The organism is Paludibacter propionicigenes WB4 (assembly GCF_000183135.1).
GTDB lineage: Bacteria > Bacteroidota > Bacteroidia > Bacteroidales > Paludibacteraceae > Paludibacter > Paludibacter propionicigenes.
The window spans coordinates 3064339-3078994 of sequence record NC_014734.1; the positions used below are offsets into that span (position 1 = coordinate 3064339).

Annotated in this window: 13 protein-coding genes; all 13 read left to right on the forward strand. The window is 41.7% G+C overall.

The window, feature by feature from the left end; genetic code table 11:
* Positions 1-25: 25 nt before the first annotated feature.
* On the forward strand, positions 26-310 hold the full coding sequence (locus PALPR_RS12685; protein ID WP_013446041.1) for a rhodanese-like domain-containing protein: 285 nt from the start codon (positions 26-28) through the stop codon (positions 308-310).
* 2 nt (positions 311-312) lie between these two features.
* Complete coding sequence (locus PALPR_RS12690; protein ID WP_013446042.1) at positions 313-630, forward strand: rhodanese-like domain-containing protein; 318 nt, start codon at positions 313-315, stop codon at positions 628-630.
* Positions 631-765: 135 nt separating this feature from the next.
* The gene (locus PALPR_RS12695; protein ID WP_013446043.1) at positions 766-1341 is read left to right on the forward strand and encodes an RNA polymerase sigma factor; all 576 of its coding nucleotides are present in this window, start codon (positions 766-768) and stop codon (positions 1339-1341) included.
* Positions 1342-1375: 34 nt separating this feature from the next.
* The gene (locus PALPR_RS12700; protein WP_013446044.1) at positions 1376-1732 is read left to right on the forward strand and encodes a hypothetical protein; all 357 of its coding nucleotides are present in this window, start codon (positions 1376-1378) and stop codon (positions 1730-1732) included.
* Between the two features lie 140 nt (positions 1733-1872).
* Positions 1873-2205: a hypothetical protein gene (locus tag PALPR_RS15840; RefSeq protein ID WP_013446045.1), complete on the forward strand. Its 333-nt coding sequence runs from the start codon at positions 1873-1875 to the stop codon at positions 2203-2205.
* Between the two features lie 17 nt (positions 2206-2222).
* Positions 2223-2459, forward strand: a complete 237-nt coding sequence (locus tag PALPR_RS12705) for a hypothetical protein (protein ID WP_013446046.1) — start codon at positions 2223-2225, stop codon at positions 2457-2459.
* 258 nt (positions 2460-2717) lie between these two features.
* On the forward strand, positions 2718-3626 hold the full coding sequence (gene cysD / locus PALPR_RS12710) for a sulfate adenylyltransferase subunit CysD (RefSeq protein ID WP_216086334.1): 909 nt from the start codon (positions 2718-2720) through the stop codon (positions 3624-3626).
* A 72-nt stretch (positions 3627-3698) separates the two neighbouring features.
* The gene (locus tag PALPR_RS12715; protein WP_013446048.1) at positions 3699-5069 is read left to right on the forward strand and encodes a sulfate adenylyltransferase subunit 1; all 1371 of its coding nucleotides are present in this window, start codon (positions 3699-3701) and stop codon (positions 5067-5069) included.
* Positions 5070-5195: 126 nt separating this feature from the next.
* Entirely contained in the window at positions 5196-5891 is a 696-nt protein-coding gene (locus tag PALPR_RS12720; protein ID WP_013446049.1) for a phosphoadenylyl-sulfate reductase, read from the forward strand.
* 34 nt (positions 5892-5925) lie between these two features.
* On the forward strand, positions 5926-7743 hold the full coding sequence (locus tag PALPR_RS12725; RefSeq protein ID WP_041620409.1) for an assimilatory sulfite reductase (NADPH) flavoprotein subunit: 1818 nt from the start codon (positions 5926-5928) through the stop codon (positions 7741-7743).
* Positions 7744-7799: 56 nt separating this feature from the next.
* On the forward strand, positions 7800-9536 hold the full coding sequence (gene cysI, locus PALPR_RS12730) for an assimilatory sulfite reductase (NADPH) hemoprotein subunit (RefSeq protein WP_013446051.1): 1737 nt from the start codon (positions 7800-7802) through the stop codon (positions 9534-9536).
* Positions 9537-9580: 44 nt separating this feature from the next.
* The gene (locus PALPR_RS12735; protein WP_013446052.1) at positions 9581-10126 is read left to right on the forward strand and encodes a precorrin-2 dehydrogenase/sirohydrochlorin ferrochelatase family protein; all 546 of its coding nucleotides are present in this window, start codon (positions 9581-9583) and stop codon (positions 10124-10126) included.
* 495 nt (positions 10127-10621) lie between these two features.
* The gene (locus PALPR_RS12740) at positions 10622-14572 is read left to right on the forward strand and encodes a hybrid sensor histidine kinase/response regulator transcription factor (protein ID WP_013446053.1); all 3951 of its coding nucleotides are present in this window, start codon (positions 10622-10624) and stop codon (positions 14570-14572) included.
* Positions 14573-14656: the final 84 nt, after the last annotated feature.

The following is a 14656-nucleotide window of genomic DNA, read 5'->3' on the forward strand; positions in this document are numbered from 1 at the left end:
AATATCAAACAAAACAAACTACAATATGGAATTAGAAAAAGCTATCAACGAAAAAGCAGGCACAATAGTGGATGTGCGTACCCGCGAAGAGTTCATGGGTGGAAATGTAAATGAATCAGTCAATATCCCCTTGCAGGAAATTCAACAACGATTGGGCGAAATAAAAAGCCTCAAAACGCCCTTGGTAATATGTTGTGCAAGCGGCGGAAGAAGTGCTGTGGCAACCAATTTTTTATCATCGCAAGGTATTGAGTGCGTTGATGGAGGTTCGTGGTTAAACGTAAACTATTATAAATCTAAAGCAGTATAAAAATGTTAGCAACAATAAAAAAATTACTCGGCTTCGGGCCTAAAGCTGATTTTGCAGAACTGGTAAGTCAGGGAGCAGTGATACTGGATGTTCGAAGCAAAGGCGAATATGCCGGTGGACACATTAAAGGATCAATCAATATTCCTGTAGATCAGCTTTCAGGAAATTTGAACAAGCTGAAAGACAAAAATAAAGTTATAATCACCTGCTGTGCTTCGGGAATGAGAAGCGCTTCGGCAAAAGGCATTCTGACTTCAAATGGCTTTACCAACGTGTACAATGGCGGAGGTTGGCAAAGTTTGAAGTATAAAATAGGTTGAGCAGTTTAGCAAATAATTATCTACAGTGTAAGTCTGGCATCGCAATTATGGCGGTGCCAGATTTTTTTTGTAAGTTTATTCTCAAATTTTCGAGGGTATTTAAAGTAAAGGCAACATTCATTCGTCTCCCATATTATGGAGACATCAGCCAATATATCGATGAGTGAGCAAAAAGCTATTTCCATCACCAATATAATAAAACAGTTTCGACAGAGATTGTTTGGCTTTGTGCGTGGGAGAGTAAGTAATACAGAGGATGCAGAAGATATATTGCAGGATGTTTGGTATCAGCTGAGTAATCTGACTGATATTGACGACCTGGACAATGTGAGTGCATGGTTGTATCAGGTAGCACGAAACAAGATAACGGATAGATCCCGTAAGAAAACGAATCTGGCACTGGAAGAATACGTTTATGAAAACGACGAAGGAGAGTTCAACTTCAAAGAAATCCTGTTGCTGGATGATAGTAATAATGCCGAACTGGCATTTTTTAAAGAGATTTTCTGGAAAGAGTTTCAGGTAGCCTTGGATGAATTACCCCCGAATCAGAGAGAAGTATTTCTGCTTAATGAGATGGAAGATATGACCTTGCAGCAAATTGCTGATCAGAAAGGTGAAAACCTGAAAACCATTATCAGCCGAAAAGGCTATGCAGTAAAACATTTACGAAACAAGCTGAATTATCTTTATGAAGAACTGAACTCATAATGATAGCAGCAAAAAATATAAAAACAGAATAATTATGGAAACAACCGGACGAAGTTATTGCAGAAAACGTTTTTACTTTACATTCCCTTTGATGGTAATTGGTCTATTTGCTGTAAGTGGCATTGTAATGTTGCTTTGGAACGCTGTAGTGCCATCGATCTGTAGCAGCGTCACTGTGCTGTCTTACTGGCAGGCCATGGGATTATTTGTGCTAAGCCGTATTTTGTTCGGAGGGTTTCATTTCCGCGGGCATCATCACGATCATCATGCACATCGTCATGCGCAATTCGTTGGAAAATTTAAAGAAAAGCTCATGGATATGAACGAGGAAGAAAGAGAGCAATTCAAAAACCAGTGGAAGCAGCGTTGTTGCAAAACTCCTAATCCCTGAACAAAACAGACACGAAAGTCCATCCGATAACGATGGACTTTTTTTATTGCAGAACGGCAAGGTATTTAAAGTAAAATAGTCATTTGCTCGTCATATAAAGTAAAGACAACTTACAAACAAAATTTATAATTTAAAACAACATGACGAGATCAATTTTAAGAACGGTATTGATTGGTATCCTTATTGGGGCAATTGCGTTTTTTGTTCCAAAACTTCTTATCGGGGTTATCCTTTTTTGCTTCATTGTTCATTTATTGCATTGTGGTATGGGTTGCCACGGACATTATCGGGGGCACCGGAAAATGTTTTATCTGGCAGACAAAATACGTCAAATGAGCGAAGAAGAATATACTGAGTTCAAAGCCAATATGGGTGGCGCGTATTACTCAACTGTTCATCACGGACATTATGGATGCTGCTCAGCACGTGCGCATAATAAATGCTGCAAATCAAAAAAACAACCAAATAATTAATTTTATAAAAAAATAAGATGCACAGGAAATCAAGATTTTCGATAAGCTTAGGAATTGCGGCAATCACATTTGGCGCTCTCTGGTTGAGTCTGGGTGCCGACCATTTCAACCGGGGCCATAAGCTCTGCCAGAATGAGTATTGTAATTCGACTTGCACTACCGATAAACATTCTGACGAGCACACACAGGAGATACACACCGATAAGGTGGTTATTATCCAACAGGTTGTGAAAGCCGATACTATTCAAAAGTAACTCCTTTTAGAATCAACACATAAGCTATCCCTGCTATTTTCTGAACTGGAAAATAGCGGGGACTTTTCTTTTTATGCGTTTATTGAGAATAAAAATACAAAGCTGTTGCTGTTTAACGAATTATCTACCCTAAATGTGGTATAAAAATACCCCTTGAACGGTATGGTGGAGGCTTTGTGTATAGCGTAATTTTGCGAACATAAAAAGATGGAACAGGTCTTACTTTTTATTCATATCCATTAAATTAAAAATTCTACAATAATGAGCAACTATAAACTTACGCATCTAAAGGAGCTGGAGTCAGAGTCAATTTTTATATTGCGCGAAGTGGCGGCACAATTCGAGAAACCGGCACTTCTGTTCTCCGGTGGTAAAGATTCCATTGTGATGGCTTATCTGGCTTACAAAGCATTTTATCCGGCTGCTATCCCTTTTCCATTCGTACACATTGATACAGGTCACAATTTCGAAGAGACGATAACTTATCGCGATGAGTTGGTAAAATTGCTCGGTGCACAGCTGATAGTCGGCTCGGTAGAAGAATCGATAGCGCAGGGCAGGGTAGTGGAAGAAAAAGGATATACCGCCAGCCGAAATAAACTTCAGACAGTGACTTTACTGGACACACTGGAGAAATATAAATTTGATGCAGCGCTTGGCGGAGCACGCCGCGATGAAGAAAAAGCCCGTGCCAAAGAACGTTTCTTCTCACACCGCGATGAATTCGGTCAGTGGGATCCCAAGAATCAGCGTCCGGAATTGTGGAATATCTTTAATGGAAAGAAACAGCTGGGCGAGCATTTTCGCGTATTTCCTATCAGTAACTGGACGGAAATGGATGTTTGGCAATACATATTGCAGGAAAATATTCCGTTGCCATCGCTTTACTACACTCACGAACGTGAAGTATTTGAGCGCGATGGAGTGATTTATGCCGCGTTGGATGCCATTCCGCGTAAACCGACTGAAGTAGTGGAGGTGAAGAAAGTCCGTTGTCGTACCATTGGTGATATTACCTGTACCGGTCTGACGCTTTCGTCTGCCAATTCGCTGGAAGACATTATAGATGAAATAGCCAGCTCGCGCATTACCGAGCGTGGAGGCCGATCCGATGACAAGCGCTCTGAAGCTGCTATGGAAGACAGGAAAAAAGCAGGGTACTTTTGATGATTGCCCCCTAAATCCCCCATTGGGGGACTTCAAAGAATTACTATTGTATAATATATAATTAAAATAAACATGTCAGAATCAATTAAAAAAATACAAACAGGCACTACCCAAACTCCCCCTCTATCGGAGGGGGCTGGGGGGAGGCTTTCTGGCTATCTGGATATGGAACTGCTGCGGTTTAGTACTGCCGGAAGTGTTGACGACGGGAAAAGTACCCTTATCGGGCGATTGCTTTACGACAGTAAGTCCATTTTCGAAGATCAGCTTCAGGCGGTAAAAGATGCCAGTAAACGACTGGGTGGAGGCGATGAGGTGAATCTGGCTTTGCTTACCGATGGACTTCGTGCTGAGCGAGAGCAGGGCATTACCATCGATGTGGCTTATCGCTATTTTGCCACTCCCAAGCGCAAGTTTATCATAGCCGACACTCCGGGACACATCGAATATACCCGAAACATGGTTACCGGTGCTTCTACGGCTGATGTGGCGATTATTCTGATTGATGCCCGCAATGGTATTATCGAGCAAAGTAAACGACACTCGTATGTGGCATCGTTGTTGCAAATACCGAATGTGGTGGTGGCTGTCAATAAAATGGATTTGGTTGATTTCTCCGAAGAAGTATTCAATACCATCAAAAAAGAATACGAAGATATTGCCCAAATATTAAAACTGAAAAATGTGATTTTCATTCCTATTTCAGCCCGTGATGGTGACAATGTGGTGGATGCTTCGGATAAAACACCCTGGTACAAAGGCGAAACTTTACTTCATCTGCTCGAGACGTTGCCGGTTCGTAAAGACGAAACTAACTTACCTGCACGTTTTCCGGTGCAATACGTGATTCGTCCGCACAGCGATGATTTTCACGATTATAGAGGTTATGCCGGTAGAATTGCCGGTGGAAGTTTTAAGGTTGGCGATGAAATTACAGTTTTACCATCGAAGACACAGTCGAAAATTGTGGCGATAGACGAGGGAACAAAATCGCTGAATGAAGCGTTTACACCTCAATCTGTTACTATACGGCTGGAAGATAATGTTGATATCAGCAGGGGTGATATTATTGTAAAAAACTCAGAAGCAAAGCCAACGGTTAGTGCCAATGTCTCAATACGTATTTGCTGGCTTAACCATAAACCGCTGAACGAAGGTGGAAAATACATTATCCGTCATGCTACCGAAGAGACCCGCGCCATTATTAAGGAAGTTCATTACAAAGTAAATATCAACACGCTGGAAAATATTCTGGATGATAAGACTGTGAGAATGAATGATATTGCGCATATCTCTATCAAAACGCTGAAACCGTTGAAATATGATTCTTACAGCGAAAACCGCATTACCGGCAGTCTTGTGCTGATTGATGAAAACACTTTTGAAACGGTTGGCGCAGGAATGATAGTAGATGATCTTGAGGATGAAACGTTTACTATATAATACGTTGATATAAGCTTCGCTAATATTTATAGATAGTTGTCCTTCGGACGATATGATTTGAATAAAACGAAGTTAATATCACTGAAAGTAATATCGCCTAAGGCAAATATCAATGAAATTAATATTATGAATATAGAAGAACTCAACCAACAATTTCAGGGAAAATCTCCCGAAGATGTTTTGTCGTTTTTCCTGAGCGAGTACAAAGGGAAAATTGCACTTTCATCCAGCCTGAGTATTGAAGATCAGGTGTTGACGGATTTGATAGTGAAGATAGACAAAGATGCCCGAATTTTTACGCTCGATACCGGACGACTTTTTCCTGAAACCTATAGTTTGATTGACAAAACAAATATGCGTTACAATATCAAACTGGAAGTTCTTTTTCCCGATTATAAAGAGGTGGAGAAAATGGTAAAAGCTGAGGGCGTAAACTTGTTCTATGCCGGAATAGATCAGCGGAAACTATGTTGCAATGTTCGCAAATTACAACCACTTAAACGGGCTTTCGAAGGACTTGATGTTTGGATTTGCGGACTGCGACGTGAGCAATCGGTAACCCGGCAGGATGTTCAATTGCTAGAGTGGGACGAAAATAACGGATTGATTAAACTGAATCCATTGATTAATTTTACCGAACAGGAAGTCTGGGATTATATCAAAAAAAATTCAGTACCTTACAATAAACTACACGATAAAGGTTTTCCAAGCATTGGTTGTCAGCCATGTACAAGAGCCATAGAGCCCGGCGAGGATATACGTGCCGGTCGTTGGTGGTGGGAAAATCCGGAACAAAAAGAATGTGGATTGCATAAAAGATGACTGTTGGTTCCGCAGTTAAACATTTTAAAAATAAATGATGAATATAAATACTTCTCCGTTATCGGATGATCAGATTGAACTTTTTACACGCCTGACCAACTCGCTTAGCAAAGAGCAATTGGCATGGGTGTCGGGCTACCTGGCCGGATTTTCAGCAAGCGGTGTTTCTTCAGAGTCTCCTGAAATACAAGAACCTGTTGCTGAAACGAATATACAGAATACATTGACCATATTATACGGATCTCGCACCGGAAACGGCGAAGGTCTGGCCAAAAAGGCTTTGAAAATGGCAACCGAACAAGGTTTGAATGCAACGATCAAAAGCATGGCCGATTACAAAGTCAGGGATTTACAGTCGGAAAAAAATCTGTTGGTGATAGTTTCTACACATGGTGAAGGTGTTCCCCCTTTTGCAGCACGCGAATTACACGAATTCATATACAGCAAGCGTGCTCCTAAACTTGAAAATACTACGTTTGCGGTTCTAGCATTGGGTGATTCCAGTTACTTCCAGTTTTGTAAAACAGGAAAAGATTTTGACGAACAGTTGGAAAAACTCGGAGCTAAACGATTGGTACCACGTATAGCCTGTGACGTGGATTTTGAAGAAGCAGCCGAAAACTGGTTGAAAGCAACACTGCCTGCTTTTGGCGATGGTAAGGCTACTGCTAAAGCAAAACCTCAATTCAGACTGGATATCCCGGTCAAAGTATCCGTGGCTGAAAAAAAGCCGGAGGCACACACCAAAAAGAATCCATTCATGGCACCGGTGTATGAAAAAATATCGCTTCATGGAAAAGGTTCTAAAAGACAAACGCTGCATATAGAGTTAAGCACCGAAAATGCTCCGGGGCTGGACTATGAACCGGGCGATGCTGCTGGAGTATATCCGCTTAATTCGGCCGAATTGGTTGGCGATGTTCTGGCAGTTACGGGACTTAATGCCGGTGATTTTGTGATATTCAACGGAGTGGAGAAGAAACTGGAAACGGCACTTCATAGGAATGTTGAACTATCTAAAATAACGACCGATGTAGTGGGTCGTTATTTGGAAACATACCCCAATAAGAAATTAAAAAAGCTTTCCGAAGATACTGATAAATTTAAAGAATATCTCGATGGTCGGGATATCGTTGATCTTTTGCAGGATTATCCGAGTGAAATTACGGCTGAGAATCTGATAAAGATACTACGTCCGCTACAACCGCGGTATTATTCAATAGCTTCCAGTCCTAAGGCATATCCTGGAGAATTACATTTGACCGTTGGGGTGGTAAATTATGAAAATGCAGGTCGCGAAAAGTATGGAACTTGTTCCACTTACCTTTCGGAGGTGGAGGTAGAAGATGAAAAAGTACCCATTTTTATTGAACGTAATCCGGGTTTCAGACTTCCTGAAAACGATGAAACCCCTATCATTATGGTAGGTGCAGGTACGGGAATAGCTCCATACAGAGCTTTTGTTCAGCATCGGGAGTTGGCAGAGAAACCGGGTAAAAGCTGGCTTTTCTTCGGCAACCGGAATTTCGAAACTGAATTCTTGTACCAAACAGAATGGCAAGGTTTCTTAAAATCAGGCGCTTTGACCAAAATGGATGTTGCCTTTTCGCGCGATGGAGATAAGAAAGTATACGTGCAGGACAGGCTTCTGGAGAATGCCAAAGAAGTTTACCAATGGCTTGAAGAAGGCTCAAATTTCTACATCTGTGGCGATATGAAAAATATGGCGCGACACGTACAGGATACTTTGGTGAAAATTGTGGAAAAAGAGGGTGTTATGACCAAAGAAAATGCGCAGGAATATGTTGCCAACCTGGAAAAAGAAAGACGATTGCAACTGGATGTGTATTAGAACCCCTAGCCCCTGAAGGGGAACTAAATTAGTACTGATTAGTAAAGTTTTATAAAATGAGTAAAGATAAAAATATACAAAAAGAGAGTAACTCAGTTCCCCCTCAAGGAACAGGGCTATCTTCTTTTGAAACTCTCAAGGAGAACAGCAATTACCTGCGCGGAACTATTCAGGAAAGCCTGAAAGATCCGTTGACAGGATCAATAAAGGCGGATGACCAGTTGCTGATTAAATTCCATGGAACGTATCAGCAGCAAGACAGGGATTTGGATGACGAGCGTAAGCGCCAGAAACTGGAGCCGCTTTACAGTTTTCTTATCCGTGTGCGTGTTCCGGGTGGAGTTACTACTGCTCAGCAGTGGTTGGCGCTGGATGGTCTTGCCGACAAATATGCAGACAAAGCCTTGAAATTGACTACCCGTCAGGCATTTCAGTTTCATGGTGTGCTAAAACGCAATTTGAAAACTACGATAAAGGAGATTAATCAGTCTTTGCTCGATACGATTGCAGCTTGCGGCGATGTAAACCGCAATGTAATGAGTTCTGCCAATCCGTTTGAGTCGGCGGTGCATGGCGAAGTGGCAGAGGATGCAAAGCGTATTTCAGCGCATCTCACCCCTCAAACCAGTGCTTATCACGAAATTTGGTTGGATGGTGAGTTGGTGGGCGGAGGCGAGAAAGATTTCGAACCGCTGTATGGCAAAACCTATCTTCCCCGTAAGTTCAAAACAGCTATTGCTATTCCACCACGGAATGACACCGATGTTTTGTCGAACGATTTGGGATTTATAGCCATTGTTGAAAAAGGAAAACTCGTGGGATACAATCTCACGGTAGGAGGCGGAATGGCTTTCACTTTTGGGAATAACGCCACTTATCCGCGTGTAGCCGATGTGGTCGGATTTTTCCCAAAGGAAAAGATAGTGGACGTAGCCGAAGCTGTTCTTATTTTTCAGCGTGACCACGGAAATCGGTCAGAACGGAAAAATGCCCGCTTGAAATATACCATCGACCGACTTGGGCTTGATTTTTTCCGTGCCGAAATTGAACGTATTAAAGGAATAAAGTTTGAACCAGTTAAACCCTATAAGTTCGAAACTTTGGGTGATAAATACGGCTGGACAAAAAGTGAGGACGGACTGTGGCATTACGGCGTGTTTGTTGAAGGTGGTAAACTGGTCGATAAGAATGGCTATCACCCCAAAACAGCTATACGCGAAATAGCGAAAATTCACGAAGGAACTTTTATTCTTACCGGTAATCAGAATGTAGTTATTGCTCAGGTTTCGGAAACTAAGAAACCTAAAATTGAAGCTATTCTGAAAAAATACAAGGTTATCAACGCAGATAAGTTATCTTCGCTTCGTCAAAATTCCATAGCCTGTGCAGCTTTGCCGTTGTGCGGACTGGCCTTTGCGGAAGCAGAGCGCTATTTGCCAACGCTGGTTGATAAGATAGATAAAATTCTGGAAGCGAACGGACTTTTGAAAACACCCATCAGTATTCGTATGACGGGTTGTTCAAACGGTTGCGGTCGTCCATTTCTGGCCGAAATAGGTTTGGTGGGAAAAGCTCCGGGAAGATATAATTTGTACCTTGGAGCTAGCTTTACGGGCGAAAGACTCAACAAGCTTTACAAGGAAATGTTGTCCGAAGAACAAATAGTGGAAGCTTTGACACCGATTTTGGCAGATTACGCCCAAAGCAAGGAAGCCGCTGAACATTTTGGCGATTTTGTAATCCGAAAGGGTTACGTAAAAGCCACCACGCATGGCACTAATTTTCATGATTAGAAATGACCCCTAGCCCCTGAAGGGGAACTAAATTACAACAGGATATGAATAAAAATATACAGGACGAAAGTAACTCTATTCCCTTTCAGGGGTTAGGGGTCAACTCCCCTTTAGGGGCTGGGGGTCGACGCGAAGACCTAAAATTTCTACCCATTTCCATCAATGTAACCAATAAGAAAATACTGCTTATTGGGGGTGGAAAAGTGGCAACGCACAAAGGAACTATAATGGCTCGCTTTGTGACCAATGTGACGGTCATTGCTCCCGAGTTTACCGATGAAATTCTGAAATTGCCTTATACTTTTATTCAAAAGGAGTATAAAAAAAGCGATTTGGAGGGTTTCTTTCTGGTGTACGTTTGTACCGGCGATCATGATCTGAATGCCCGTATAAAAGCCGATTCGGAAGAGCTTGGAATCCTGACGAGCGTTTGTGACGCTCCTTTGTTATGCGATTTTGTGTCGCCGGCTATTCATAAAGCCGGTCATGTCACCATATCGGTAGGATCCAATGCTCGGGATGTTTACAAATCCGTGGATATACGGAATCAGATTAAAGAACTGATTGATAATGGTACTATCCGTATCTAAATCATCGATTTCAGCATATAGCACATCACCATTTTAGTGTAGTTTCGGGTTTGGACTCTTCGCTGATTGGTGAATGTGCTATTTTTATATCAAAACCTTTCTTCTTGTCGTTGATTACCTACCTCAAATAAACTGTTTTATCCATAAAAGCAATTGCGGCATCTATGTAATAGATTTAGTATTCTTATGAGCTATTGCAATAAGAGAAATTATGCTGAGTTTAAAATTTCCACGAAATCACTTTGCTGCATTCATCTTCAAATTCATTCATAGAAAGGTTGATGATAGGTATGGGTCATCAGTTAATAATATTATAAAACCCGAGAGCCCATAAATTCAAAATATTTTGGTAATTTTGTTGTCAGGCACATAGTAAATTTAGAGCAAAGAATTAAAGAATAAAGACATGCACTTTCATTTACCTCCGTATTATTTTCAATATTATCCGGAATTCACGTTTAATATCCATCGCATCGTAGAATAAACACGTAAACAATGTCCCGAAATATTCAATATATACTCGCTTTACTGGTATTTTTAATTAGCCCGATTGGGTATGCCTCTTCATTGCCAATAACCGATGTGAGATATCTGACTCATTCCGATGGGCTGAGCAATCATAGGGTATTTACTATTATTGAAGATCGCTACGGTGCTGTATGGATAAGCACAAAAGCCGGTGTTGATCGTTACAATGGCCATACGATAAAGAATTATACACTTACCGGTGATTTCTATTTCGGAGATATGGCCGGAAGAACAATCCGTTTGTTTCAGGACAATCACGGAGATATTTGGGCCTATGACAATATCGGACGAATTTATAAATACTCGCCTATCTATGACCGCTTCGATCAGGAACTGAAGCTTGGAGACTTCGTTCACGAGAGCATAATGCTCAACAAATATGTCAGAAGCAGCGATGGAAAAGAGCTATTCGGACTTACAAAGGGATTGTATATTAAAGATAAGTCCGGAAGCATAAAGCCGGCTATGACAGGTGTTGTGGTGAATGATATGGTCGAAGTGGGCAATACCTGGTTTATTGGTACAAGCTCAGGTCTTGGTGTGTTGAAAAATGGGCGGAAGATATCTATGCACCCAGCATTTAAAAATACGAATATTCAGACTTTATTCTACGACAAAGAAACGGCAAAACTGCTGATCGGGACATTCAATGACGGGCTGCGTCTAATGGATATGTCCACGCAAAAGGTATCGCACATCCATTCCGAGATTGATATTTTTACGAATCCGATACGGTCTATATTAAAACTAAATGCCAATACGATGGCGATAGGTATAGATGGTAGTGGAATTTACACGGTAGATCTTCGTAACAATAAAGTAGAACTGCTTATTAACTCCGAAGACAATAATGGCTTTAGTCTCCATGGTAACGGAATATACGCCATGCTTAAAGACCGGCAAGGCAACCTGTGGGCCGGTAGCTACACCGGTGGAGTATCGCTCATTGGACTTACAGATTCTCCCTCACGGCTTATAACTCATGAGAGGGGCAACCTTAATTCATTGGCGAATGATAATGTAAACGCCATAGCCGAAAACGTAAATGGTGACATTTGGTATGCCACTGATCGGGGCGTTAGCATATTACTGAAGTCGGGACGATGGATTCACACCCTGAACAAATATGTGGGTGTAACCTTGTGTTCTTCCGAAAACGGTAATATGTTGCTGGGTACTTATGGCGAGGGAATTCTTATCCTGGACAAGAACGGGAAAGTGGTGAAACTACTGAACAAACAGTCGGGCAGCCTGACGTCCAATTATATCTTCTCCATAAAAAAAGATCGCTCCGGCGATTATTGGGTGGGAGCATTGGACGGGGAACTAATGAATCTTGATGGAAGTGGAAAACTGAAACAGCGATATCCTGTCAATCTTGTGCTTTCGGTTACGGTAATTGACGATTACCGGATTGCTGCGGCTACGGTGGACGGCTTTTATATTATTGACAAGAACAAACACACGGCGGAGCGTTACGCCTCTTCGCAGGAACAGATACGCAACAACGTAAGTGCTTATATCATACCGATGCTATTCAATACCAACGGGACTGTGTGGCTAGGCACAGAAGGAGGTGGACTGAATCTTTATAACATCAAAACAAGGAAGATATTACGCAGTTACAAAACGTCCGATGGATTGCCTTCGAATGACATATACAGCCTTCAGGTTGATTCGAAGGGACGCCTGTGGGTAAGCACCGGTAACGGAGTTGCTGTTATCAATGATTCTGTCGTGTTATCACTAAACTATCTCAAAGGCGTAGAAAAAGAATATAACAAGTCAGCAGCGATCCGGTTGAAATCCGGCGATTTTATATTCGGGGGAATATCGGGAGCCGTACGGTTTTCGCCCTCCGAGATCAATTTGATAGATTACTCTGCCCCTTTACGGATTACCGGATTTACAATCGACGGAATAAGTGAATCGAAAAAAGATAAATTAATGCTTTCGATTCATGAGGGACTGGAAGACGGGCACATTACCCTTGCCTATAAGCAAAATACTTTTACCGTTAATTTTGAATCCATAAACCTGCGTTATCAGGAAGACATAGCTTATCGATACATATTGGAAGGCTATGACAATGGATGGAGCGAAGTATCCGTAGCCGGTACTGCCACCTATAAAAATGTAACTCCCGGCAAATACCTGCTACGAATATGCAGCGTACGTAAATGCGACGGCAAACTAATCAACGAGAAGAAAGTGGAAATTGTCGTTTCACATCCCTGGTGGAGTTCATGGTGGGCATGGATTGTTTATGTTTTGCTTGTCGGTATGGCGGGTTACTTTATTTTTCGCTATAAATGGTATCAGCTCCAAAAACTACACAATGAGGACAAAATACGATTCTTTGTCAATACAGCTCACGACATTCGTACCCCGGTCACACTGGTCATGGCACCGCTTGATGATATCCGCAAAGATGAACAGCTTTCTTCAAATGCTGCTTATTTGCTCGATGTAGCCCGACAAAACATCCGCAAACTTAATACTATCACTACGCAGCTGCTGGAATTTGAAAAAATCGATTCAGGTAATCATTCATTAAAACTTAATACAGTTGATTTAAGGGATATATTGCAAGAAGAAATCAGCAGTTTCCAGAATGCGTGCGACAAAAAGAACATACAATTATCACTGACCTTGCCCGACTTCCCTGCAAATATGCTCGGCGACAATCATCTGCTTGAGATGATATTTGATAATCTGATATCAAATGCATGTAAGTACACCAATGCCGGTGGACAGATCAGTGTAGTACTAAGTGCAACCAAAAATAAGGTCACCGCAGAAATAATTGACAGCGGTATAGGAATTCCTCAGAGCGACCATAAACATACTTTTTCTAAAGTGTTCAGGGCTCAAAACGCAGTGGATACACAAGAAATTGGTACCGGATTTGGGTTGATACAGGTAAAACGCATTGTGAAAATGCTTCATGGCACTATAGAATTCAAGTCGGTAGAAGGAGAAGGTACCACTTTTACAGTCAGCTTTAAACGGGTTTACGACGAAGCAATAAATTCGTCAAGACAAACTCCCGTCAACAGTTTGTCTGATGACGACAATTACCCATTATCAGATAACGTCATCGAGTCGGATCACAATAAAGATGTAACTGTACTTATTGTGGAAGATAATGACGATTTGCGTCAATATCTTGGAAAAACCTTTTCACCGGAGTATAATGTCATTTTAATGCCTACGGCGGATGATGCGTTGTCCTACTTGTCGGAGGAATATCCGGATTTGATTATCTCCGATGTGATGATGCCCGGAACGCAGGGAGACGATTTTTGCAGAGCGGTAAAAAATAATCCTGAGACAGCCGGCATTCCGGTGATACTTCTGACCGCCAAAACCGGTCATGATTCCATCGTAACCGGGCTTCAAAAGGGTGCTGACGATTATATTGCCAAACCGTTCAGCACAGAGATTCTAAAACTAAAAGTACGGGGAGCCATTGAAAACCGGAATCGCTTGCGCAGTTATTTACTCAAACAAGCCGTAGTAAAGGTAACCTCCGAAAAGACGGCTAATGAGGTAGACCATGCGGATGAAAAAAGAATAGAGCCGGAATTATCGACAAGCGACCGCGAATTTATGGAAAGAATCACTGAAATTGTAGTGGGTAATATGAGCAACACAGACTTTAGCATTGACATACTCTGCCGCGAAATGGCAATGAGCCGAACTCTCTTATATGGCCGGCTGAAGTCGCTAACAGGAAAAGCACCGCAGGAATTCATCAGGATCCTTTGTCTTGAGCGGGCAGCCGACTTGTTGCGTCAAGGAATGTCAGTAACAGACGTAGCTGAAGCAACCGGTTTTATAAACGCTAAATATTTTAGTACCATTTTCAAAAAACATTTTGGGGTACAGCCCAGCAAATTTATCGAAAAAGGATAGTTCACCCAATAAAAAACTCTTCGAATCTACAGGTTTTTTCGTAAATCTAAAAGAAACCTCCATTCTACATCCTTTGATATTCAG

Bases quoted from the DNA above. Each gene is read 5' to 3' on its own strand.
- PALPR_RS12685 (WP_013446041.1), top strand. From the start codon at position 26: ATGGAATTAGAAAAAGCTATCAACGAAAAAGCAGGCACAATAGTGGAT.
- PALPR_RS12690 (WP_013446042.1), top strand. From the start codon at position 313: ATGTTAGCAACAATAAAAAAATTACTCGGCTTCGGGCCTAAAGCTGAT.
- PALPR_RS12695 (WP_013446043.1), top strand. From the start codon at position 766: ATGGAGACATCAGCCAATATATCGATGAGTGAGCAAAAAGCTATTTCC.
- PALPR_RS12700 (WP_013446044.1), top strand. From the start codon at position 1,376: ATGGAAACAACCGGACGAAGTTATTGCAGAAAACGTTTTTACTTTACA.
- PALPR_RS15840 (WP_013446045.1), top strand. From the start codon at position 1,873: ATGACGAGATCAATTTTAAGAACGGTATTGATTGGTATCCTTATTGGG.
- PALPR_RS12705 (WP_013446046.1), top strand. From the start codon at position 2,223: ATGCACAGGAAATCAAGATTTTCGATAAGCTTAGGAATTGCGGCAATC.
- PALPR_RS12715 (WP_013446048.1), top strand. From the start codon at position 3,699: ATGTCAGAATCAATTAAAAAAATACAAACAGGCACTACCCAAACTCCC.
- PALPR_RS12720 (WP_013446049.1), top strand. From the start codon at position 5,196: ATGAATATAGAAGAACTCAACCAACAATTTCAGGGAAAATCTCCCGAA.
- PALPR_RS12725 (WP_041620409.1), top strand. From the start codon at position 5,926: ATGATGAATATAAATACTTCTCCGTTATCGGATGATCAGATTGAACTT.
- cysI (WP_013446051.1), top strand. From the start codon at position 7,800: ATGAGTAAAGATAAAAATATACAAAAAGAGAGTAACTCAGTTCCCCCT.
- PALPR_RS12735 (WP_013446052.1), top strand. From the start codon at position 9,581: ATGAATAAAAATATACAGGACGAAAGTAACTCTATTCCCTTTCAGGGG.
- PALPR_RS12740 (WP_013446053.1), top strand. From the start codon at position 10,622: ATGTCCCGAAATATTCAATATATACTCGCTTTACTGGTATTTTTAATT.